General features: G+C 33.4%; 21 protein-coding genes. 13 read left to right on the top strand and 8 right to left on the bottom strand.

Annotation, left to right across the window (positions count from 1 at the left end):
* The first annotated feature begins 59 nt into the window (after positions 1 to 59).
* From EYD45_RS06940 to EYD45_RS06950, 3 genes are read left to right on the top strand one after another with little or no spacing between them, the layout of a single operon-like run.
* Entirely contained in the window at positions 60 to 506 is a 447-nt protein-coding gene (locus tag EYD45_RS06940) for a hypothetical protein (protein WP_130963817.1), read from the top strand.
* A 30-nt stretch (positions 507 to 536) separates the two neighbouring features.
* Positions 537 to 1,202, top strand: coding sequence for a hypothetical protein (locus tag EYD45_RS06945; protein ID WP_130963818.1), 666 nt, complete (start codon positions 537 to 539; stop codon positions 1,200 to 1,202).
* Complete coding sequence (locus EYD45_RS06950) at positions 1,186 to 1,857, top strand: hypothetical protein (protein WP_130963819.1); 672 nt, start codon at positions 1,186 to 1,188, stop codon at positions 1,855 to 1,857. The genes EYD45_RS06945 and EYD45_RS06950 overlap by 17 nt, the downstream gene beginning before the upstream one ends.
* 3 nt (positions 1,858 to 1,860) lie before the next feature.
* Here EYD45_RS06950 and EYD45_RS06955 read toward each other — a convergent pair whose 3' ends face one another.
* The 5 genes from EYD45_RS06955 to EYD45_RS17080 all read right to left on the bottom strand — a co-directional run bounded on the left by EYD45_RS06955 (position 1,861) and on the right by EYD45_RS17080 (position 6,361).
* Positions 1,861 to 2,586 carry a VIT1/CCC1 transporter family protein gene (locus tag EYD45_RS06955; RefSeq protein ID WP_130963820.1) on the bottom strand — a complete coding sequence of 242 codons (726 nt, stop codon included), beginning with the start codon at positions 2,584 to 2,586 and terminating at the stop codon, positions 1,861 to 1,863.
* 10 nt (positions 2,587 to 2,596) lie between these two features.
* On the bottom strand, positions 2,597 to 3,427 hold the full coding sequence (locus EYD45_RS06960; protein WP_130963821.1) for a universal stress protein: 831 nt from the start codon (positions 3,425 to 3,427) through the stop codon (positions 2,597 to 2,599).
* Positions 3,428 to 4,137: 710 nt separating this feature from the next.
* Positions 4,138 to 4,896, bottom strand: coding sequence for a hypothetical protein (locus EYD45_RS06965; protein ID WP_130963822.1), 759 nt, complete (start codon positions 4,894 to 4,896; stop codon positions 4,138 to 4,140).
* Positions 4,897 to 5,165: 269 nt separating this feature from the next.
* On the bottom strand, positions 5,166 to 5,669 hold the full coding sequence (locus tag EYD45_RS17075; RefSeq protein WP_317127930.1) for a peroxiredoxin family protein: 504 nt from the start codon (positions 5,667 to 5,669) through the stop codon (positions 5,166 to 5,168).
* 5 nt (positions 5,670 to 5,674) lie between these two features.
* A complete protein-coding gene (locus EYD45_RS17080; protein WP_317127931.1) occupies positions 5,675 to 6,361 on the bottom strand; it encodes a hypothetical protein in 687 nt (228 codons plus the stop codon).
* 168 nt (positions 6,362 to 6,529) lie between these two features.
* Between EYD45_RS17080 and pheT the strand changes: the two genes are divergently transcribed.
* A complete protein-coding gene (gene pheT / locus EYD45_RS06975) occupies positions 6,530 to 8,959 on the top strand; it encodes a phenylalanine--tRNA ligase subunit beta (protein WP_130963823.1) in 2,430 nt (809 codons plus the stop codon).
* A 146-nt stretch (positions 8,960 to 9,105) separates the two neighbouring features.
* On the opposite strand, the gene EYD45_RS06980 is transcribed toward pheT, so the two are convergent.
* Positions 9,106 to 11,790: a choice-of-anchor D domain-containing protein gene (locus EYD45_RS06980; protein ID WP_130963824.1), complete on the bottom strand. Its 2,685-nt coding sequence runs from the start codon at positions 11,788 to 11,790 to the stop codon at positions 9,106 to 9,108.
* A gap of 271 nt (positions 11,791 to 12,061) precedes the next feature.
* Between EYD45_RS06980 and EYD45_RS06985 the strand changes: the two genes are divergently transcribed.
* Together EYD45_RS06985 and EYD45_RS06990 are read left to right on the top strand one after the other, a co-directional pair.
* Positions 12,062 to 12,889, top strand: coding sequence for a phosphatase PAP2 family protein (locus EYD45_RS06985; RefSeq protein ID WP_165453897.1), 828 nt, complete (start codon positions 12,062 to 12,064; stop codon positions 12,887 to 12,889).
* Between the two features lie 59 nt (positions 12,890 to 12,948).
* On the top strand, positions 12,949 to 13,188 hold the full coding sequence (locus tag EYD45_RS06990; protein WP_130963826.1) for a putative signal transducing protein: 240 nt from the start codon (positions 12,949 to 12,951) through the stop codon (positions 13,186 to 13,188).
* Here the strand turns inward: EYD45_RS06990 and EYD45_RS06995 are convergent, their stop codons facing one another.
* Positions 13,189 to 14,814: an ABC-F family ATP-binding cassette domain-containing protein gene (locus EYD45_RS06995; RefSeq protein ID WP_130963827.1), complete on the bottom strand. Its 1,626-nt coding sequence runs from the start codon at positions 14,812 to 14,814 to the stop codon at positions 13,189 to 13,191.
* A gap of 186 nt (positions 14,815 to 15,000) precedes the next feature.
* Here EYD45_RS06995 and EYD45_RS07000 point away from each other — a divergent pair, with 186 nt between their 5' ends.
* The 3 genes from EYD45_RS07000 to trmD all read left to right on the top strand — a co-directional run bounded on the left by EYD45_RS07000 (position 15,001) and on the right by trmD (position 17,477).
* Positions 15,001 to 16,410: a TlpA family protein disulfide reductase gene (locus EYD45_RS07000; protein WP_130963828.1), complete on the top strand. Its 1,410-nt coding sequence runs from the start codon at positions 15,001 to 15,003 to the stop codon at positions 16,408 to 16,410.
* Between the two features lie 96 nt (positions 16,411 to 16,506).
* A complete protein-coding gene (locus EYD45_RS07005) occupies positions 16,507 to 16,689 on the top strand; it encodes a hypothetical protein (RefSeq protein WP_130963829.1) in 183 nt (60 codons plus the stop codon).
* A 110-nt stretch (positions 16,690 to 16,799) separates the two neighbouring features.
* Positions 16,800 to 17,477 carry a tRNA (guanosine(37)-N1)-methyltransferase TrmD gene (gene trmD / locus EYD45_RS07010; protein ID WP_130963830.1) on the top strand — a complete coding sequence of 226 codons (678 nt, stop codon included), beginning with the start codon at positions 16,800 to 16,802 and terminating at the stop codon, positions 17,475 to 17,477.
* A 63-nt stretch (positions 17,478 to 17,540) separates the two neighbouring features.
* Here trmD and EYD45_RS07015 read toward each other — a convergent pair whose 3' ends face one another.
* Positions 17,541 to 19,430: a M61 family metallopeptidase gene (locus EYD45_RS07015; protein WP_449404364.1), complete on the bottom strand. Its 1,890-nt coding sequence runs from the start codon at positions 19,428 to 19,430 to the stop codon at positions 17,541 to 17,543.
* A gap of 99 nt (positions 19,431 to 19,529) precedes the next feature.
* Here EYD45_RS07015 and EYD45_RS07020 point away from each other — a divergent pair, with 99 nt between their 5' ends.
* Genes EYD45_RS07020 through EYD45_RS07035 form a run of 4 tightly spaced genes read left to right on the top strand, consistent with a single transcriptional unit; the run spans position 19,530 to position 24,095 of the window.
* Complete coding sequence (locus tag EYD45_RS07020) at positions 19,530 to 20,537, top strand: glycosyltransferase family 2 protein (RefSeq protein WP_130963832.1); 1,008 nt, start codon at positions 19,530 to 19,532, stop codon at positions 20,535 to 20,537.
* Between the two features lie 51 nt (positions 20,538 to 20,588).
* A complete protein-coding gene (locus EYD45_RS07025) occupies positions 20,589 to 22,514 on the top strand; it encodes a vWA domain-containing protein (protein WP_130963833.1) in 1,926 nt (641 codons plus the stop codon).
* A complete protein-coding gene (locus EYD45_RS07030; RefSeq protein ID WP_130963834.1) occupies positions 22,511 to 23,764 on the top strand; it encodes a dihydroorotase in 1,254 nt (417 codons plus the stop codon). Before EYD45_RS07025 ends, EYD45_RS07030 begins: the two co-directional genes overlap by 4 nt.
* A 1-nt stretch (position 23,765) precedes the next feature.
* Positions 23,766 to 24,095, top strand: coding sequence for a hypothetical protein (locus EYD45_RS07035; RefSeq protein ID WP_130963835.1), 330 nt, complete (start codon positions 23,766 to 23,768; stop codon positions 24,093 to 24,095).
* The last annotated feature ends 3 nt before the right edge of the window (positions 24,096 to 24,098 follow it).

Consider the following 24,098-nt stretch of genomic DNA (forward strand, 5'->3'; position numbering starts at 1 on the left):
CACCCTCGCAGAAAGTAAGAATTTAATGTCTTACTTTCTGTTTTTTTAAATCAATTAAAATGAAATCTAAAAAAATTGAAGTTAGAAAATATGAAGCTTGGTTAAGTGCTGAAACCATGCATGATCATTCACAAAACTGGCTATCTGAATTAAGATTTGCAAAAGATGAACAATTATTTTTTAACGATTTGGTTGGTGCATATACCTTGCAACTTATCAACTCAAAACATTTTAATGAAAGCACAAAAGTCATTAATAAATTAAGTGCCATACAAAAAGAAACCAAAGAATTAATACGCACTGTCATTAATCATGAAAAAGGGTTGAAAATTATGGTTGACGGTATAGATCAAATTCCTGAAGAAAATGCCTATAAAGACGAACACGGAAAATTGATAATAAAAATTAGTGATTTTTTAGAAAAGTATAGAGCATTGAAGTCAAAATTATTTGTTCTAATAAAAAGCATCATTAAGGAAGGTAAACAAAAAAGATTACTTCCATAGAAAGCACTAAAAATAATTTATCCTAATCCAATGAGATTTTTAAATATAATAACAATATGCTTATTAATAGTAAGTTGCTCTACAACAGAATTAGTTGATAACTGGAAAAATCCAGATATAGATTCCTATAGTCCAAAAAAAGTTTTAATTGTAGGGATGACATCGAACCTCGAAGCAAGACAGCAATTTGAAAGACAATTACAATCAGAATACGCTTCTAGAGGCATCGAATCTGTAAGTAGTCTAGAATTTTTTGCGCCTTCATTTACAAATGAAAAGAAAACTGAAGAAGACCTCAAAGCCCTTGAAGGTGCTCTTATAAAAAATGGATTTGACACCATATTATTCACAAAAGTTATTGGTGTTCAAGACATAATTTCATACAAAGAAGACTACTATGACCATGATGGTACCTACAAAAAGTTTAGAGAGGATTATTTGAAGTATCAGGATGTGTATTACAACCCAGATTATTACGAGGAGTACACTGTTTATCACACCGAAACAGCTATGTATTGTATTTGCCCGACAAAAGACAGGGAGCTCATTTGGAAAGGTTATATAGATATTATGGATCCGCGATCAATAAACGAGACTGTAAGTGATTATGTGAGACTTGTTGTTGTGGTTTTAGAAGAACAACAGCTTATTAATCCCATAGTATTAAATAAGAGCATAAATGAAGAAGTTTTATAGCGATATCAACCTAACACCTAAAAGCCTGTGTACCTTGTATTTTGCTTTACTATTAGTGGGATGTTCCTCAACCAAACTAATTAGTAGCTGGAAAAACCCAGAACATGACAAACATAATCTAAAAAAGGTTTTAGTAATTGGTGTTACACCCAATTTTGAAGCACGAAAGGCTTATGAGCTGCAAATAGCTTTAGAGTTAAACGCAAGAAAAATTAATGCTTTACAGAGTGCGGTAGTATTTGAATCATCCTTTCGAGACTCTCAGCAAACAGAAAAAGACATCGAGGCGGAAGTAAACAAATTAATCTCTTCAGGATACGATACTGTTTTAGTCTCATTAGTTAAAGGTGTTGAGGATAATCGTTCCCATACGAGCGAATCTTCAAAAGTAGATTATCGTCTAAGAAATTTTATTGGTTACTATTTTAAAAACCAGCAAGCTAAGTTTAATCAGGAATACTATACCAGCTATAAAGTGTTTCATATTGAAACTTCCATTTATAACTTAAAAAGCAGTTCAAATAAATCCTTAATTTGGAGAAGCCTGATAGATTTGATTGACCCAAAAAATGACGCTAAGGCCATCGACATATACTCAAAAAAAATTATTAAAATTTTAGAAAGAGATGAAATAATTCCAAAAAAAGCGAAGTGATTTCTATCCAGAAATTATACCTTCTAGAATATCTCCAACAAAGTAAGACACAGTAGCAGCAAGAATACCCAAAATTAATGTTTCCAAAATACCTTTTAGCTTACTAGTCTGTGTAACGTAAGTTTTTAAAAAGCCTATGAAAATAAAAGCCAGAGAAGTAAAGATACTCGTCCAAACGAAAAGGTTTCCAGCGAAATAGCTCATATAATCCCAAACATAAATCATTAATGGAATTAACCCTATCAAAATAAACGAAACATAAGTAACAACACCCATTGTTACTGGTGATTTTTTTTCTTCAGACATCATTAATTCATCTTTCATCATAACATCTACCCATCGGTCTCTATCAGCAGTTATGGTATCAACTACATCTTCGAGTAATTGTCCTTTAAAGCCTTTATTTCTGTATATGGTTTTAACCTCTTCGCGCTCGCTCTCTGGTGTGTTATCAACCTCCCAATATTCCATCAACTTATGTTTATTATAATTATCCTTTACTGATTTTGAAGATAAATAAGCCCCTATTGACATAGCAAATCCATCTGCCAGCAAATTTGCAAACCCAAGGATAATAATAACCTCGTTATTCAAACCAGCACCAACAGCTCCTGAAACTACTGCAAATGTAGTAACAGCACCGTCAATACCACCATACACAAATTCGCCCAAATATGCCTGATATTTTGTTAGGCAAACAGTGCCACTATTAATTTGATTTTCTGACATATCTTTTATATTAAGAATGGAAGATTAACAAGGGCACATCAATTTTATTACTAATTTGTGTTGTTGACGACCCTGTAAAGAAACGTTCAAAAAGAGTTTCTTTTTGAACCAATAATATCAAAATATCTATAGCATTAGTTTGAACATAAGTACTAACTGCATAATGCATAGGAACACTTTTTATACTATGATATTTGTGGTTTATTTCCTTTAAGGAATAATTAAGTTGCTCATTATCTATTCTTTCCTCTTCAGAATCTTCATTACTAGGGTTTATTCTTAAAAAATGTAGAGCATTACTAAAGCGATTAACAAATTCTAATACATGGGCAAAAGCACTGCTGCTAAGGGAATCATTTAAATCTAATGGTAACAAAACCTCTTTCGGGATTCTATACTCAAACTCTTCAGGAATTACCAATGTTGAGCAATCAATCTTTCTTATCACATTAATGGTATTACTACCAAAAATAACTTCTTTTGCGCCTGTTACACCATTGGTTCCCATTACAATTAAATCGATTTCTTTAGATGCTTTCATTTGTTTGATTGCATCCGTCAAACTATCAAAATCAACTACAATTTTATAGATGTAATTTTCATCTTCGATTTCATTTTTAAACTTGTTAACTAACTTCATTAATTTTAGTTTTGATTTTTTTATGATAGCATCGTATATACTATCTCGACTTAATATCAAATCATCACTAGCATAAGATGATGATCTTTGCACATGTAAAACATAGAAGTTGCATACATTGCCCTTAAGCAGTTGCAATGCATAATGCATCGCATTTATAGAACATTCTGAGAAATCTGTTAACAATAAAATATTTTTCATAGTCTTAGCCTTTACCAGTAAATTTAGTGGAAAGACTTAGATCCTAATATGATATTGCTCACTTAATAGATGGAATTAAAATGGAAAATCATAAAAACAAAGTTTTAATCCCGAACAATCATTGGAACATAATTGCAAACAAAGATATTTCCTATAATATAGATCCGCTCAATATATATACAGATATACTCGATTACAAAAGAGCAGAAGCAATATTGATAGTTACCAGATGCATCACAGCTTAAATCTATCTAAAAAAATAGTTTAAATTTTATCGCAACAGCACTGAATATTGCTATTGGGTTTAGAATACTGAAGTTGGATTTGTATACTGAATGGCTGGCTATATCAACAATTATTCGGCATTAAATTAAATAAGATATAAATTCAGAAAACCCTATTAAGTCATTAGTTTCTACCTAAAATCATAGCTGAGAATTTAAATTACAGAAAATTTGATAAATATCTTCATGAGATTCTAACATATAACACCTAACCTAAATCAAGAGAATCAGTATCAATGATAATAAATTAGTGTAAATACTACGAACAATGCTAAAGTTTTCTTAAAAAATGGGGCTAATTCAGGGTCATTGACTTTTATACTCTCTCTAACCCCTTATTAAAGCTCAGAAATATGGGGGTTCGAATCCCTCTTTCTCCGCACAACTTTTAAGAAACCTCTTGATTATCAAGGGTTTTTTTATTACTTATTTACTCTTAAAAAAAGCCTCCCCTTTTACCAACCAAGAAAACCCAAAGGCTTCAACAGCTATGACTTCCATCCAAAATGTTAAATTATTCGCTTCATAAATAGGCTTAAAATTTGTGTCAAAAGATCCAACCACAATGGCAAGCAAACTAAACACCATAATTACACCACAAACTCTATATACCACATTTTGATTTGTTACCTTGCTTGGTGTACAACTTTCTGGTTTAAATTCAAGCTTATCTTTATTTTCCCTAGTAAAAACAAACAAGCTCATAATGGCCAAACTCCCTAAAAATATAGCGGCGCTGATATAGTGAAAAATATTTCTAAATGAATTGTTTTCTATATGGGCAATATTTACGGAATCACATATATCACAACAGTTTTGAGTTATGGCATTGGTGGGAAAAAGCAATAAGAGTAATGCACCAATAGCTGCAATTGTAGACCAAAAGAAACCACCTTTTCCTTTTTTATATACTAAAAGAAAAATAGCTATCAGACTTACCACAATTATAAATATGACATTGGAGCGCGTAAAATAATAATGACTGATTGAAGGTAGTACCTTAAAATACTGATTTACAATTACTAAAAAGAGCCAAAGCAATAATGGCAATAACATCCCTAAAACACCAATTATTCTGCTTAGTGTTTTTGCACTTTGTAACCAAATATTATCATTGGGTTCCTGAAAATCTAAATTGAACATCTTGGATAATTTGTCCATCATATTCATCTCTTGCTTTTCCATGAGCTATAAATTAACTACTACAAGTTACTAATTTGATCTTAATAAATATTTCAGGAATTTTACAGAGAGGTGCGGATTTAAAAAAACTCAACCTTAGTCTTAGATTGAGCTTAATTACTGATAGTTTAGTTTGATTGATGAAGAATAAAACCTTTCGTTTTATCTATAACCAAAGTACAGGCTATTTCAATAGGGTAATGTTAGTGCTTTGTTAAATAAACAGTAAATAATGTTAATTAACAGTTTTAACATTTACTAGTGGATTGAAACTATTCAGCTAATAGTTCATTAACAAAGACATTAAATTCTTCCTTAAATTCAATATATTTCTGTCCAGTAGCAGGTCCGTTAAACCCTGTATGAATTTTTCTGACCTTACCATTCTTATCAACAAAAATTGTAGTAGGGTAAGACAACACATGGTTCAGCATAGGCAACTTTTCTTGGGCTTTTGCTTTACTGGAAGAACCATATTGTGCTAATAAAACGGGGTAATTAATTCCTGTTTTGTCCTTCAGCCGTTTTATGTTGTTAAATGCATTTTCCTTGGAATTCACATATTCAAAAGCTAAAGCAATAATCTCTAAGTCTTTATGCTCATTGGCGTTATAATATTCTGCATAAAACTCGCTTTCATCCAAACAATTGGGACACCATGTACCCATAATTTGAATTATAACTACTTTGTCCTTAAACCTTTCGTCATCTAAGGAAACCATATTTCCGCTGTCATCAGGAAATGAAAAATCTATCTTCTCGTATCCTTCTTTCAAATAAGTTAGCGCGTATTCGCATCAGGTAGCTCATAATCATCATTACGCTTTGCTACAAAAGGTTCTTTCCAATGATTCCCTGAGTAGAACATCCCTGTCATGGTACTGTCATTCACTTTGGCTGTAAACAAAAAAGCATGCGCGCCATCAAACGTAGATAGCTGTAGTTGATTACCATTTAAAACACCTTCCAGATAACGATAATCTCCGGTTGTAGTTCGAAATGTACCTGTCACCTTATTAGCATACTGTTTAAAAATACCTTTGGCTATATATTTATCTTCTTCAGAATTTGGACTGAAAACTGCCTCCCATCCGCCTTCAATATTGTATCTGGAAATGCTATCAACTGCATCAAACCTAGTGTCATTCTTTTTTGCACTAAAATCCATCACCCTGTTCAAACTTTCCTTAATGAAACTTCCCCGTAACGCACCGTCCTCGATTTTAGCTACTATATAACCTTCAAAAACTGGCGTTTGTATGTACACTGAATCATTTTTATATATAACATTGTTTACTTCAATAATCTCCTCTGCATTGAAAATTCTCAATTCATTTTCAGACACAACTTCAAAAACAAAAGGCAGGTTCAAAGTATCATTAACTTTCAGTTCAGCCCTATATTTCGAAGGTTCCAATTTTTTAATGCTCACCTCTTCTTTACAAGAAAAAACAAGAATTATAAGCAAGGATATATATTTATATTTCATTTGGAAGTATGGCTGCGAATTAGAACAATTTTTGGCAAGATACTGAACAACTTTCAAACAATTATTTTCGCCATACAAAATAAGGGGCATTATTTGAATACTAGCTTCAAAGAATTATCTTTGCCTCCTCTAATAGGATAACGATTTATGAAGATTTCTTATAACTGGTTGAAGCAATTTATTGATATTGAATGGACACCAGAACAAACCAGCGAGCTATTAACCGATTTAGGATTAGAAGTTGAAGGATTGGAAAAATACCAATCTGTTAAGGGAGGTTTAGATGGTGTTGTTATTGGGAAGGTTTTAACTTGTGAGAAACACCCAAATGCCGACAAACTGAAAGTAACCACAGTAGATTTAGGTGGTGATACTCCATTGCAAATAGTTTGTGGCGCACCCAATGTAGCAGCAGGGCAAAAAGTGCCGGTTGCCACTATTGGCACAACTTTATATACCGAAGAAGGAGAAGCTTGGAAAATTAAGAAAGGAAAAATTAGAGGAGAAGAGAGTCATGGAATGATTTGCGCTGAAGACGAACTTGGCCTTGGTACATCACATGATGGTATCATGGTTTTAGATGAAAAACTAAAAGTTGGCACACCCGCTGCTGATATTTTTGAAATTGAAAATGATACCGTTTTTGAAATTGGCTTAACCCCAAACAGGGCAGATGCCATGAGCCATTATGGTACTGCGCGTGATCTTAAAGCAGGTTTGCTTCAAAAAGAAGTGAAAGTAGAGTTGATAACACCATCCGTTAGTGCATTTAACGTTGAAAACAGAACATTAAAAATAGATGTTGATGTTATCGATAAAGAACTGGCACCTCGCTATTGCGGTGTTACCATTTCTGGAATTAAAGTCACGGATTCTCCACAATGGTTACAACATAGACTTAAAGCTATAGGACTAAGTCCAATAAACAATGTGGTGGATGCCACAAATTATGTATTGCACGAACTAGGGCAACCATTACACGCCTTTGATGCCGGCAAAATTGAAGGTGATAAAATTGAAGTAAAAACATTAAAAAAAGGCACTAAGTTTATAACTCTTGACGGTGCTGAAAGAGAATTGCACGACGAAGATTTAATGATTTGCGATGCCGAAAAACCAATGTGCATTGCAGGTGTTTTTGGAGGTATTGATTCTGGTGTAACTGAAAAAACAAGGAGTATATTTTTAGAAAGCGCGTATTTTAACCCTGTAAGCATAAGAAAAACGGCCAAACGCCATGGTTTGAATACAGACGCTTCATTCCGTTTTGAGCGTGGTATTGATCCAAATATTACCGAATATGCTTTAAAACGTGCTGCACTTTTAATTCAAGAATTGGCGGGTGGGGATATTACAAGTGACATTGTGGATATTTACCCAAAAAAGATTGAGGATTTTCAAGTGCGCCTAAGTTTCGAAAACGCTAAAAAAATAATTGGTGAGGAAATTCCAAAAGAAACTATTAAAAGCATATTAACGTCTCTTGATATTAAAGTCAACAATGTTACAGAAACCGGTTTGGGATTAACTGTACCTGCTTTTAGAAATGATGTACTTAGGGAAGCAGATGTTATTGAGGAGATACTTAGGGTTTATGGTTATAACAATATCAACATTTCCAACAAGCTGAATGCCTCAATCTCCAGTATGTCTCGTTTTGAGGATTTTAAAGTCCAGAATACTATTGGCAACCAATTGGCTGGACAAGGATTTTTTGAAATTCTATCAAACTCATTGACTACTCCTGATTATTCTGACTTAAGTGAGCAACTAAAAACCGATCATAATATCGAAATGCTTAACCCGTTGAGCAATGAGCTATCAGTTTTAAGACAATCCTTAGTGTTCTCAGGGCTTGAAGCTATATCATATAATATCAATAGAAAACGACAAGATCTAAAGCTCTTTGAATTTGGAAAAACATATCATAGCTTTTCTGAAGAAAAAGAAGAACATAAACATCTAACTGTGGTCGCCACTGGCAATCAGCATCCTGAAAGCTGGAATTCTAATTCAAAACTTAAAAGTGATTTTTTCTTTCTAAAAGGAGTTGTAAGTGCTATTCTTGAGCGTTTGGGTATTGCAAGATATAACGAATCGCCTATTAAAAATGATTTGTTTAGCGAAGGGGTTTCGTTAAGCTTAGGAAAAATAAAGCTTGTGGACTTTGGTTTAATAACCAAAACTGTGCTAAAGCACTTTGATATTTCTCAGGAAGTGGTTTGTGCTGATTTTAATTGGGATGCCATTTTAGATATGACTAAGAGAAATAAAATTGTATTTAAATCCATACCTAAATATCCTAAAGTACGCAGAGACTTTGCTTTATTGATAGATGAAAATGTTTCATTTGAAGATTTATATAAAATAGCAAAACAAACTGAAAAACAATTACTTAAAGAAGTAAATCTGTTTGATGTCTATCAAGGTAAAAACCTACCGAAAGGCAAAAAAAGTTATGCGGTTAGTTTTATTCTTCAAGATGAAAACAAAACGCTTAACGATAAGCAAATTGACAAAATAATGGTTAAGCTTCAAACCAATTTTGAAAAACAGCTTGGGGCGGAGTTACGGTAATTAAAAGAACATCTATCTTAAAAATTTTATTCTGAATAAAATGAAGATCGTATTTAAAGTTTAAATTATGATTTTCAAATAAATAAAATTCATCGCTTTGCCTAAACAATTCTTATAATTACTTATTTATAGCCTTTTCATTGATATTATTTCTTAGTAAATGTCATTGTACCTTCAGTATAGGCTCCCCAAATCCCTCCTGGCATATCCATAGTATATGTTCCTTCAAATTTATCTCCAGTAGCATTTATGGTTCCGGTATATTTAAAAACTCTTCCGTTAAAGAAATTGCCCGAACTATTAGTGCGAACATCTATTGATAAAGTAGTACCATCAAACTCATACTTATTTCTATAAATAGACTCTGAATTAGTATAAAAATTAAAAACTACTGTGCCACATTCCAAACCAGCATCGCAAAAACCTGAAAATCCACTAAGAAATTCAACATCCCTTTCGTTCAATACTGTATGCATTTCACAGTTTGGTGTTACAGTATCAAATCTTGCTGGTTCGCATTTGGTAACGTTAGTCTCTCCAAACCATACTCCTTCTATATTAACCTGATCGTTTATCCCCGTTCCTTTTAGATCAATTTTATTATTTACATCATCTACATCATTATTTATGACAAGAACGCTGTCATAAGTCTTCACCTCAGTTGGATTAAAAGTGATTACTATTTGTTGTTGTACTGAGGGATTTAAAACACCCCCATTAACCCAGCCTGTAGCGGTAAAACCATCTGGCAAAACTATTGGGTTCACGTTTATACTTTTATTTAAATTGTGATTACTTATAGTCAATACTCTAGTAGGAGGTGTTTCTGGGTTTATTAACACATCTCCAAAATCTAAATTACCTTCAAGCGTAATCTTATCATCAGTACCAAAACCAATAACTTCAATCTGGTTGTTTACATTATCAATATTATTGTTAACTGTAATCGTCCCTGTATAATCCTTGACTTCTATGGGTTCAAAAACAAGTAAAATACTCTCCGAGTCAAATGGATTTATTGGTTGTAGTTGCCAAGGTGTGGAAAACCCTTCAGGTAAATCTATGGAAGAAATTGTCATTACTTCGGCTGATTTGTTCTCAATAACAAAGGTTTGTCCTTTACCTGTGTTTATTTTCACTTCTCCAAAATCTAAATTACCTGAAAGTCCAATACTTTTATTCGGTTCTAGTTTAACAGATGCTTCTTTGATGGTTTCGTAATCAAATGTTGGTTTTATTATTACTTCTGAAGGCTTTTCTCCCATAACAAGCTTTACTTCAATTTTACCTTCAGTATTTGTGTTTATGTGTCCCTTATTATCGTAAGCGTTTTGCGAAATATCTGCATCACCTGTTTTTACTTCTGGTAAAAAAGACAGGTTCACTGCCTTTATCCATTTATCCTGCTGCTTAACAGTGGAACTTATTACATTTCTAGTAATATCGTAGCTCACCTCTAATTCTTCAAAAGTTTTAAAATAATTGAAAGATTCTTCGGGCTCACCTTCAAACTCCAACTCTGATTCATCTTTACCTTTTAAATTCCCAAAAGACAAGCCTTTGCTGTAATTTCTTTGCTCCTCAAGATATATTTTAGAACCCATAAAATCTCTTAGCATCAATGCCAGAGTTGAAACGTCTTCTAATGTACTTAAACGTTTTGCAAATCCATCTGTAAGAATTTTAAGGTATCGACTTGCTGTTCCTGAATAACAAGCTACAAATATTTCATCTGTATTACTTCCAAGGTTTATGATATCGCCTATTAATTCTCCAGAATTAGGTACACTTTGTTTAAAGATTAGTTTAGTAACATATAGGTTTATTTCATCTTGTAGTTTTATAAATGAATTTAAACATTTAGAGTTAGACTTAATGGTTTTACTAGAAATTGGGATTATATAACCTAGTAAATTTGCACTTACAAATAATTTATTTCTAGCTCTTACGTAGTCGTAAAGGGGATCGTCAGCATTTCCTACCAAATTTCCATTAGAAATTGAGATTTTATAATAGCCATCTTTATTAAACGTAGCGGACTCCACCTTAACATCATTATTATCTGTAAACACCTCATTAAATGCCCATGAAACAAAAGAAACAGGAGAAAATACCAAGCTCTTTGTTTCTAGTAACTTAGGTTCTAGTAGATATTCAAAAGTAGTAGTGTTTTGAATACTAATACCTACAGCGGCATATAAAGGAAATTGGTTTTCCCATGATACTTTCCCTTCTCGATCGAAATTAAATTTATAAGACGCATTTTCTTTTTTAGTTTTACTAGTTTCTTCATCATGAGCCTCTTTGATATCGATGGTAATACTCCTAACCATAGCGTTAAATTCATCATTTATCAGCGGCGATTTATTTGAATTCAAATCAGAAACAACTAAGCCTTTTAGTTTTAAATACTCGTCACTAGTCTTAATTTCTTTGAGTACAAATTCATAATCATAACCTTGAATTGCAAGTTCTGGATAGGTTAAAAAATAAAAAAGTATAATATCATCTATCCCTGCTTTGTTTGATTTTAAGGTGTGGGGAAAGTATCCCATCAATATTTCGTCATTCTCTAAAAGTAAAACAGGTAAATCTTCTACTCCATTCGGAGAATAAGGGTTTTTGAAAATCCCATCAGATGAAATGGTAACTGTACTATCAATAGTTATAGCCGTAACTTCGGTATAATCAATATCATTTAAGCCTTCGATACTAATTTTTACTTCGTCCGGAGCTGGTTCTTTAATAAAAAAAGAGGGGTCTAAAGGCTCTATATTACTATTGCAAGTAAAAAGTAAAATGAAAAGAGTTGAGAAGAGTATTTTTTTCATAAAAAAATATTGTTGATTAGATAGCTCTTTAAATGTATAACATAATGCACAATCAATAAATACCTGGAACTAGGTATTTCTACCAAATGCTAGGTTTTCTTGTTCAAATGAAATAAAAAAGCAATTTTACTTGCTGAAAATCATTACGAAATACCAAAATGTAGCTAATGAATAAGAAATACGAATAAAATGAATTTGCCTATTTTTGATTCCTTTTAATTTTTTTTCTGCAAGAACCATGAGTTTTTTGAAGTCTTTTGTCTGTTTTTTTATGTTAGGTATATTCACTAGCATTAGTGCTCAATCTCCTAGAGGTAGTGATTCTTTAAACCTTAAGGATGACCAATCAATACCAAAACTTTTAAAACACGATATTAAACAAACGCTAAAAAGTGTTGGGCACAGTTTTACAAGGCCATTGCATTGGAAGGGTAAAGACTTTGGTAAACTAGGTGGCTTTATCTTTGGCACGGTAGCCCTATCTAGCTTGGATAAAGAGACAAACCGTTTTTTTGCTAGAAATAAAGAAGATTTTCCAAAGGGTATAAGAGATTTTGGTTGGTATTTTGGGAGCCCGCAAAACTATTTTATTGCAAATGCAGGATTGTACGGCTTTGGTTTAGCTACTAAAAACGAAAAAATCAGAAAAACAAGTGTACTTATCATTTCATCATCTATTACTAGTGGGGCTATAAGTAGCTTATTAAAAGGGAGCGTTGGACGTTCAAGACCAAATCATACAGGTGACCCTTTTGATTTTAAACTATTCTCTTCTGAGCCAGGATACCACTCTTTCCCATCAGGACACACTACTTTATCTATTACCATGTCTCATGCTATCGCTAAACAGTTTGATAATACTTGGATAAAAGTTGGTATCTACAGTATTGGTGCCATTGCTCCTATTTCTCGATTAGTTGATGGCGCTCATTGGCTGACGGATATCGCTTTTTCAACCGCTTTAAGCATTATCGTTGTTGATAGTATTGATAAATTTCTCTTCAACTCTAAAGCCTACGATTATAGCAAAACACCTGCGAAAATATCTTGGAATTTAAAGCTATCTAGTAACCAAATCGGTATTGTCGGAACGTTTTAAACATTTTAAATCTCGATTTTTTTTTGTAACTTTAAGAGGAATCCTTAAAACTTTTGGCTATGGAAGCATCTAATTACATTAAAGTTTTTTCAGGAAACTTTATTCAGGTTCAACGTGTTTTTAACGCATTAGAACAAGAAAATATTTGTGCCATAATTAAAGATGAGTCTGAATCTGGAAGACTGGCAGGCTTTGGTGCAAGTATTCAAGGCTTTCAAGAAATTCATGTGCATAAGGATGAATTGGATAAGGTTACGCCAATTCTAAATCGTCTTCTCTCTGAAATAGAAGAAGCGTAATTAAGCCGTTACCGCATACATCTTATCACGCAATTCTTTAATCTTGGCATCCTGCATGTATTCATCAAATGTCGTGTAACGATCGATAACACCATTTGGTGTTAACTCCACAACGCGGTTTGCAACCGTTTGCGCGAACTCATGGTCATGCGTAGTAAACAACACGGTTCCCTTAAAGTTTTTTAATGAATTATTAAAAGCTGTAATACTTTCTAAATCTAAATGGTTAGTAGGTTCGTCTAGCATCAACACGTTGGCCCTTATCATCATCATTCTACTTAGCATACAGCGCACTTTTTCTCCTCCAGAAAGCACGTTACATTTTTTTAAGGCCTCTTCTCCACTAAAAATCATTTTACCTAAAAAGCCACGAATATACACTTCCTCACGTTCCTCTTCGGTTTGTGCCCATTGACGTAACCAATCTACAAGGGATAAATCGCTTTGAAAATATTCACTGTTATCCAATGGTAAGTAAGATTGTGTAGTAGTTACACCCCAAGCATATTTCCCTGAATCTGCTGTCTCTTTCCCGTTGATAATTTGATAAAATGCCGTAGTGGCTCTGGAATCTCTTGAAAATACAACAACTTTATCACCTTTTGCCAAATTTAAATCTATGTTGTTAAATAAAGTTTCGCCATCTAACGAAGCAGATAAACCTTCTATATTTAAAATTTGATCCCCAGCCTCACGTTCACGCTCAAAAATTATAGCCGGATAGCGACGGCTTGAAGGTTTAATATCAGAGATATTTAATTTATCAATCATCTTTTTTCTACTTGTAGCCTGCTTACTCTTGGCAACGTTTGCCGAAAAACGACGGATAAACTCCTCTAGTTCCTTTTTCTTTTCCTCAGCCTTTTTATTTTGTTGTGCGCGCTGTTTGGCAGCTAATTGAGAAGACTCATACCAAAACGTATAGTTTCCAGAATAGTGTGTAATCTTTCCAAAATCAATATCGGAAATATGCGTACATACTGCATCTAAAAAGTGACGGTCGTGCGATACAACAATCACACAATTTTCATAATTAGCCAAGAAATTTTCTAACCAAGAAATGGTTTCATAATCCAAGTCGTTGGTAGGCTCGTCCATAATCAGCACATCAGGATTCCCAAAAAGGGCCTGTGCCAAAAGCACACGTACTTTTTGTTTTCCATCTAAATCGCCCATTAGGCTATAATGCAAATCTTCTTTAATCCCTAAATTAGATAGTAATGCAGCGGCATCACTTTCAGCATTCCAACCGTTCATTTCTTCAAACTGCACCTGCAATTCGCCAATTTTTTCGGCATTCTCATCCGAGTAATCAGCGTAAAGCGCATCTATTTCAGTTTTAATTTTAAATAAAGGTTTGTTGCCCATCAAAACAGTTTCCAAAACATTATGCTCGTCGTACAGATTATGATTTTGCTCTAGAACAGACATGCGCTTGCCTGTTTCCAAACTTACGTTGCCCGAAGTTGGTTCTTGCTTTCCTGAAAGGATCCTTAAAAATGTAGATTTCCCAGAACCATTGGCACCAATAATACCATAACAATTTCCGGTGGTAAACGACGTGTTTACCTCATCAAATAAAACGCGTTTTCCAAATTGCACCGAGAGGTTTGAAACTGATAGCATAGCCTTATCTTAAAATTTTTGCAAAAGTAAAAAAATCTAAGCGTTACTTAAGTATAATACATTTAATTTTTAAAGCCTTATTAGTGATATTATAACATTTAACAACGCCTTAACAGCCTATTATTAGTGCAAAACATATTTTTGTAAGAGTAGATTATGACGTCTGCTTTTTTTGAAGAGGGATTTATGAAAATATACTTATACATAGTATGTATTGCTTTTGCTTTAATTAGTTGTGGTACAGACTCTTGTAACTACGCAATACTTGGAGGCGAAATAATTAATAAGAACACTGACTATGTGGTTCTTTATGATTCTGAGGAAGTTTTAGACACTGTAAAACTTGATGGGAATAATCGTTTTTCATACAAAATAGAAGGATTAACCTCTGGATTTTACACATTTCGTCATGGCGGTGAAATTCAAATGGTGCTATTAGAGCCTGGTGACAGCCTCATGTTTCGATTAAATACTTTTGATTTTGACGAATCTTTGGTGTACACTGGCAAAGGCGCCAAAGAGAACAATTATTTAATTAATGATTTTCTTCAAAGCGAAAAAGAGGAAAAGCAAGTATTCAAATTATGTCAATTAAAACCAGAAGCTTTTGAAGCTGAAATAGATTCTATTAGAAATAAAAAGCTAAGAAAATTAAAATATTACCAAGAAAAACATAATACTTCTGAACTATTTAACAAAATTGCCCAAGCTAATATCGATTACGATTATTATTCCAGTAAAGAAGTTTATCCGTTTGTGCAGTATGGAAGGAATAAGAAAAAAATAATTGAAGCTTTACCTGCTGATTTTTATAGTTATCGCAAGAACCTGAATTACAATGATGAATTCTTCAAAGATTATTTCAACTATAACGCATTCCTTAAACGTAGCTTCAACAACATAGCGTTGGAAACTCATGTAAAACACGCAAAATCACCTTACGAGATTTGGACAAATTGTTGTTACAATCTTGATAAAATGAAGGCTGTAGACAGTTTGATTAAAAATAAAGATATTAAAAACCAATTGCTTTATCATTACGCCATGACTTTCTTGTCAAAAAGTAAAAAAGTTGACGATAATGATAAAGTGATAAACTATTTCCTATCAAAAAGCACAAATGAAAAGCATAACGACTTAATTGTGGCTTACAACTCCTCCATTAATAAATTGAAACCGGGAGAGTTGTTTCCAGACGTACATGTACGAAACTTAAGAAATGATTTAATAAATATGAATACCATCATAAACAAGCCTACCGTTGTTTATTTTTGGTCCCATTTATACAAGGATTATTTTGACACCACGCATAAACGTGTTAAAGAACTAACTAAAAAATATCCTGAAGTAGAATTTATCTCCGTAAATATTGACGATTACAGTAAAGAGCGTTGGATATCCACCATAAAAAATAAAAGGAATGCGCTTCAACACGAATATATTTTTGAAGAGCCAGAAATGTCCAGACAAAAATTAGCCGTTTACCCGCTTACAAAAGTGATTTTAGTTAGCGACGAAAATAAGATTGTTAATGGGCATGCCAATATGTTCTCTAATGGTTTTGAAGAAGAAATTCTAGGTTTATTAAATCTTTAACCTGACAAATTCTCATTGGTTTTATCAAACTTCATTTGGAATATTTTTTGATACAGAACATTCAGTTTTATAGTTTAATCTTAAATATTTTAAATTATGGAAGCAACATCTGTCAAAGTCAATTTTAATGGCAAAGAAGGAAACAAGTACTTCATTAAGTTTCCTGATTTAAAAATTCCTGTTTCAGTAAACAAAAACTTGTACCAAAAGATGCTAAATAGTGATATGTATGAGTTTATGAATTTACCAAGCCGACGCTCTAGAGTAAATTCAGCATAGTTTTCAATATTTAAACAGAGATTAAAAACAAAAAGGTTGTCTCATTACAAGGCAGCCTTTTGTATATTAATAAAGAACAATTCGTTTATATTTGCGATAACATTTAAATTATGCGCATAGATATTATTACTGTATTACCAGAATTGCTAAAAAGTCCGTTTGAAGCATCCATTTTAAAGCGTGCTATAACAGCTAATATGGTAGAAATTCATTTTCACAATCTTCGTGATTATGCCACTGATAATTATAAATCCATAGACGACACACAATTTGGTGGTGGAGCCGGTATGGTAATGATGGTAGAGCCTATTCATAAATGTATTTCAAACCTCAAATCGCAACGCAATTATGATGAAGTGATTTATATGACGCCTGATGGGGAAACCCTTAATCAAGGTATAGCGAATCAAATTAGCATAAAAGAGAACATTATCATTCTGTGTGGACATTACAAAGGTGTGGACCAACGTGTTCGTGACCATTTAATTACCAGAGAAATTTCTATAGGAGATTTTGTGCTTTCTGGTGGAGAGCTTGCAGCTGCGGTATTGTGTGATGCTGTAATACGATTAATTCCTGGTGTTTTAGGCAATGAAACCTCTGCCTTGACTGACTCTTTTCAGGATAACTTATTAGCGCCTCCCATTTATACAAAACCTAGAGAATATAATGGATGGAAAGTTCCGGAACTATTGTTTAGCGGCAACTTACCTAAAATTGAAGAATGGCGAGAGGAACAGGCGTATAAGCGCACTAAAGAGCGCCGTCCCGATCTTTTAGAGGATTAGCAAAAACTAAAAAAGCGATTAAATCAAAATGAAATAATCGCTTTTTTATTATGGTTTAAATTTTTACCCTTTCATCCAAGCTTTTCTAAGAGCAACCTGCTCCTCGGTAGCATCTTCTTTTTCAATTAAGCCTTTGCCTGTAGTATAACCTTGTGTTGTTGTAGTTTTAATTACAATTTCTTCACCATTTCTGTTCAGCTTTACCTCAATGTCCTTTCCTGGTTTCCACATAAACACTTCCTGAAGCACTTGATTGGCATTCATCAAAGTGACTTCAGTGCCATTAATGCTTTCAATAACATCATTAGCTTGTACACCTTGCTCTACCCAAAAACTGTTCTGTAATGCTGCTTCAGTAAAAAATATAGTACCTTTTTGCCCATCACCGCTAACGATAGGAGCATTATTCAGTATAATATAATTAGCTTTAATTTTTGTCTCTCCTATTTCCAGCCCTACTTTTTCAAAAAAGTCTTCATACCTTATAGGTAAATCTCCAACGACGTGAGTATTTAAAAACTCTCCAATGGATGGGTATGTCATTTCTGTTATTTCAGCAATTAATTTGTCGTCTTCAAAAGGCTTATTTTTCCCGTACTTATTTGACAATTCCTTCATTAGAGATAAAATACCTCTATTGCCATTACTTTCTTCACGCATTAAAATATCAATACACATTCCTATTAACGCTCCTTTTTGATAAACGTTAATGTATTGATCTTTATATGGTGCTTTAAGCACATTTTCACTCATAATGGTAAAACTCATAGCGTCATTATAAGCCTTTGATGCCTGTATTTTACCCATGATCTTATTATAAAAATCTTCTTTTTCAACAAGACCTTGATCTATTTGAAATAATGTGGCAAAATACTCAGTAACGCCTTCATACATCCATAAATGCTTTGAAAATGTTGGGTTGTTATAATCGAAATAATGAACGTCCTCAGAATGCACACTCAAAGGTGTAACAATATGAAAAAATTCATGAGACACCACATCAATCATGCTTTCAGCCAAAGCAGCTTCGTCCATGGCTTCTGGTAAAACTACAACAGTAGATGTATGGTGCTCCAATGCTCCAAACCCTTTTGGTGAGTCTTCCTTTCCTTCTGATAGGTACAGATAAATATCATATCGGGGCGTAGAATTAATATCCCCCAAATATGCTTTTTGAGCTTTCATCATCTTAAAAACAGTTTCTTTTAATGATGCTGCCGTATGGACTTTATTTGGCGAATACACGCTTAAAACTATTTTTATATCTCCAACTTGAAATTCCTCAACATCCAAGTTACCGTACATCATTGGGTTATCCGTAATGTCAAAATATCTTGGCGCTATATAACTTGATGTAATATACTTACCATCATCACCTGTGCTTGAAGATGTATTCTGCAATGCAGAAGTACGCACAAAATCTGCAGGAGCAGTAACATCTAATTTATATTGATTGCTTCTAAGCGAATCGAAATACCCAATAAAACCATGTAAATTCAACACATAATTTTCTGGCTCAATGTTAGTGCCTGATGGAGAAAATGGCTGCTCCTCTCCTATGCCTCCTTTGGTTTCAATATCATAGGTATCGTTAACATTGTAAGTAATTTTATCAAGTGATTTTGCGTTTTCAATCGTCCAAGAATTATCATCAACTTTATTGGCTGGCATTGCATTCCCGTCGTAATCAATCGCTTTAAAATCTTCAACATATTTTCCAAAATCGCTTACGGAATACGTACCTTGAACTACCCGCGGCAATCGATAGGTTACGGTTTCAACAGTGAAACGCCCAGGGTTTATTACAACCGGGGCTTTATCATCCACAACATTTGATAAATCAATATGCGCATCAATTGGCAAATTAATGGCCAAATCATTTACCTTACCTTTTCCTGCGCCACAACCAAATAGCATTACGCTTAGGCAAATTGACGCTATAAAAACTCTAATATTCATTTGTAAATTTTTAAATTAAAAAGTGAATGCAAAAATAATATTATGTGCTACCATGTGTTCCCAAGGTTTTGTTAAAAGATACTATATTCGCTCATGCAACAGCCACTAGTAAGCATATTAACACCATTTAAGAATACTGAACGTTTTTTAGCAGAATGCTTAAATTCTATTCTAGAGCAAACCTATACAAACTGGGAATTACTCATTGTAGATGACCATTCTACAGACAATAGCTATAAATTAGTTGAAAGATTTGCAACAGCAGATCGTCGCATAAAACTTTTAAAAAATAATGGAAGCGGTATTATTGATGCTTTAAAACTGGCTTTTAAAAACAGTTCTGGGACTTTGATAACACGCATGGATAGTGATGATATTATGTTACCTAACAAGCTTGAAGTTTTAGCCCATAATTTATTGACCCATGGAAAAAACCATGTGGCTGTTGGCTTGGTTGAATATTTTAATGCCAATGGTGTTGGTCCTGGTTACAAAAGCTATGAAGTTTGGCTTAATACGCTTACCAAATTAGGCAATAACTACAGCGAAATTTATAAAGAATGTGTTATTCCCTCACCTTGTTGGATGCTATATCGAGCGGACCTGGAGGCCTGTGGTGCATTTTATCCTGATGTTTATCCAGAGGATTACGACCTAACATTCCGATTTTATAAAAATGATTATTCATGTATTCCTTGTAACACTGTGATCCACAAATGGCGTGATTACAGTACCAGAACTTCTAGAACCCATGTACACTATGCTCAGAATCATTTTACAGCTTTAAAAGTAAAACACTTTTTAGATATTGATTATAATCCTTCAAAAAACCTAGTGATTTGGGGCGCAGGTACAAAAGGAAAGCTAATGGCTAGTATATTTATTGAGCGTCATATTCCTTTTGAATGGATTTGCGATAACCCAAATAAAATTGGAAAGGAAATTTATGGGAAGCGTATGCTTAATTTTGATGCACTAGCAAAGATTGAAAATCCACAAAGTTTGATAACAGTTGCCAATAAGGACGCTCAGAAAGAAATCAGAGCATATTTAAATAAATTGAATTTAGAACCGTTTAAGGACTATATTTTCTTTTGTTAGACATAATTAGAATCAAAAAAAATACGTAGGTTTGATAAACTAAAAAAATAAATGCAGTTTAAATACCCCGAACTTCTTTACGCTTTATTTTTACTGGTTATTCCTATAATAGTTCATTTATTCCAGCTTCGAAAATTTAAAAAGGTACCTTTTACCAATGTTGCTTTTTTAAAAAATGTGGCGATACAAACCCGTAAAAGTTCACAGCTAAAAAAATGGTTAACACTTATTACCAGATTATTACTGTTTGCTGCTATCATTTTTGCCTTTGCACAACCTTTTTATTCAAAAAATAACACACTCAACAAAAAGACCGAAACGGTTGTATATTTAGATAACTCCTTCAGTATGCAGGCAAAAGGCGACAGAGGTGTTTTATTGAAACGAGCGGTTCAAGACTTGCTACTTAATGTACCAGAAGATGAGAATTTATCCATTTTCACAAATTCTGAAACCTATAAAAATACAACCTTAGGAGCTATCAAAAATAGCTTATTGCAACTGGAGTATGCCCCTAACGGTGTGTCTTTTAAAACTGCACTCTTAAAAAGTAAAAATTTATTTAGTAAAGACGCTAAGACTGTAAAAAACCTGATTTTTATTTCAGATTTTCAGAATCAAGATGAAATGTTTAATCCTGAAAAAGATTACCTAATAACGTTGCATGTAGTAAAATTAGAGCCTATTAATACTCAAAACGTAGCAATAGACTCCGCATATATCTCAAAATCAAATCCAACCAAATTAGAGCTAACCGTTAGTTTAAAGAATAGTGGTAATCCCATTGAAAATTTACCGGTTTCACTTCTTAACAGTAATAGTTTAATTGCAAAAACCTCTACACAAATTGATGACGAAGCAAAAGTTATATTTGATTTACCTACAAACGAAGTCATCAATGGTGAAATAAAAATTAATGACACACACCTAACGTTCGACAATAGGCTGTTCTTCAATTTTAACACCCCAGAAAAGATTAATGTTTTGGCAATCAACAGTACAGATTCAAACTTTCTGAAACGTATTTATACTGAAGATGAATTTGAATTCATGAATTATAGCTTAAAAAACTTGGACTATAATCGTATAAACAATCAAAACCTTATTATTCTTAATGAACTTGAAACCATCCCAAATGCTCTCAGTACAGTTTTAAGTGCCTTTACCAATAATGGCGGTACAGTTTTAATTATTCCTGCTAAAAATGCAACTATCAGTTCCTACAATGGTTTACTATCAAATTATAGGCTAGGTTTTAAAAATGAAGTGTCATCAGAAAAGCGTATTACCACCATAAACTATAGCCATCCACTTTACAATAACGGTGTTTTTGAAAAACGCGTTACCAACTTTCAATACCCAAAAATCAACTCATTTTACAGTCTAAACTCTAACGCTGCAGCTCCTATACTTTCTTTTGAAGATGGAAGGCCTTTTTTAACAAGCAGCAATAAAATGTATCTTTTTACGGGACCATTAAATACTGAAAATTCAAACTTTAAAAGTTCGCCCTTGATCGTCCCAACGTTATACAACATTGCAAAGCGCAGCTTTAAAATCCCAGAACTGTATTATAATATTGGAACGCAAAATAGCTTTGAGGTAAAAGTGAATTTACAGCAGGACGAAGTATTAACCTTGCAACGCGATAGTGAGAGCATCATCCCGAGACAACAAAACTTTAATAACAAAGTCTTGATAACTACAGATGAACTTCCAAAACGTGATGGCATCTACCAAGTTAGAAATAATGAGTCCGTCATTAAGAATGTGAGCTTTAATTTTAACAGAAAGGAAAGCGCATTAACGTATCAAAATGTTGATAATCTTGAATTTGTAGAAACCAGTAGTTCCATAAGCGAATTGTTTGATACGTTAAAAAGTGAGACTAAAGTTAATGCCTTGTGGAAATGGTTTGTTATTTTTGCACTAATTCTGTTGCTTACGGAAATGCTCATCTTAAAATATTTTAAATGAACATACTCATAAAATCCGCCACAATACTTGATGCTAAAAGTGATTTTCATAACACAACTCAAGATATTTTAATTGAAGACGGATTAATTACCAAAATAGGTTCTAAACTAAAAAATCCAGAAAACTATCAGGAAATTGCTTTTGAAAACCTCCATATTTCCCAAGGTTGGTTTGATAGCAGTGTGTCTTTTGGAGAACCAGGTTTTGAAGAACGGGAAAACATTGCCAATGGAATTAAAACTGCGGCGCTATCTGGGTTTACTGCGGTAGCACTAAATCCAAATACAAATCCGATAATCGATACTAGTGCTGATGTATCCTTTATCAAATCGAAGAGTGCAAACAGCGCGGTTAACGTCTTACCACTTGGTGCTTTAACACGACATAGTAAGGGAGAAGATTTAGCTGAATTATATGATATGATGAATGCTGGCGCCGTGGCATTTTACGATTACAAATCGCCTATTTCAAATCCTAATCTTTTAAAGATTGCTTTGCAATACGCTAGCAATTTTGGAGGCTTGGTTTGTTCATTTCCTCAGGAAAGTAAGATTTCTGGACTTGGGGTTATGAATGAAAATATTACAAGTACAGCATTAGGCTTAAAGGGAAATCCTGCGCTTGCAGAAGAGCTACAAGTAGCAAGAGATTTATTTTTATTGGAATATACAGAAGGAAAATTGCATATTCCAACAATTTCTACCGCAAAAAGTGTAGCATTAATTAGAGATGCCAAAGCTAAGGGACTAGATATAAGCTGTAGTGTTGCCATACACAACCTTTATTTTACAGATGACGCGTTAAAAGGTTTTGACACTAATTTTAAAGTGAAGCCACCATTACGCCTTCAAGAAGATATTGATGCTTTGATAGACGGCGTGAAAGACGGCACTATCGATATGGTAACAAGCGACCACAACCCCTTGGATATTGAATTAAAAAAGGTTGAATTTGATCACGCAGAATATGGCACCATTGGTTTAGAAAGTGCTTTTGGTGCATTGCAACAAAAATTCACCTTAAAAAAGACTATAGACATCCTTACCAAAGGAAAACAAAGATTTGGCTTAGACCAAGCGTCAATACAAATTGGTAACGAAATAAATGCTACGTTATTCAATCCAAATACAAAATATACATTTTCAAAAGAACATATACTTTCAAAATCACACAATTCAATTTTTAAAGGAGAAAGTTTAAAGGGAAGTGTTTATGGCGTTATTTCTAATAATATTTTAGCTTTAAAGTAAAATGACACAACAAGATATTCAAGAAGGTAAAGGGCTCTCGGTTGTTAGCTATTTAGGAATTATTGGTATCATTATCGCTTATTTTATGAATAACGATAAGAAAAATCCTTTTATAAGTTTCAATGTAAGACAATCTTTAGGATTATGGATTGTATTCCATCTATTCGCATTTGTTGCCAGTTCTTTTGATAGCTGGATGGTTACTTCGGCATTCTATCTGTGTTTTGCTATTCTTATCATCTACGCCTTAATTAATGCAGTTGGTGGTAAAGTACAAACAGTGCCATTGGTTGGCGACTTTTTTCAAAGAATTTTTTCAAGCGTAGGTTAATAA

This window comes from Hyunsoonleella flava (genome assembly GCF_004310325.1).
Classification (GTDB): domain Bacteria; phylum Bacteroidota; class Bacteroidia; order Flavobacteriales; family Flavobacteriaceae; genus Jejuia; species Jejuia flava.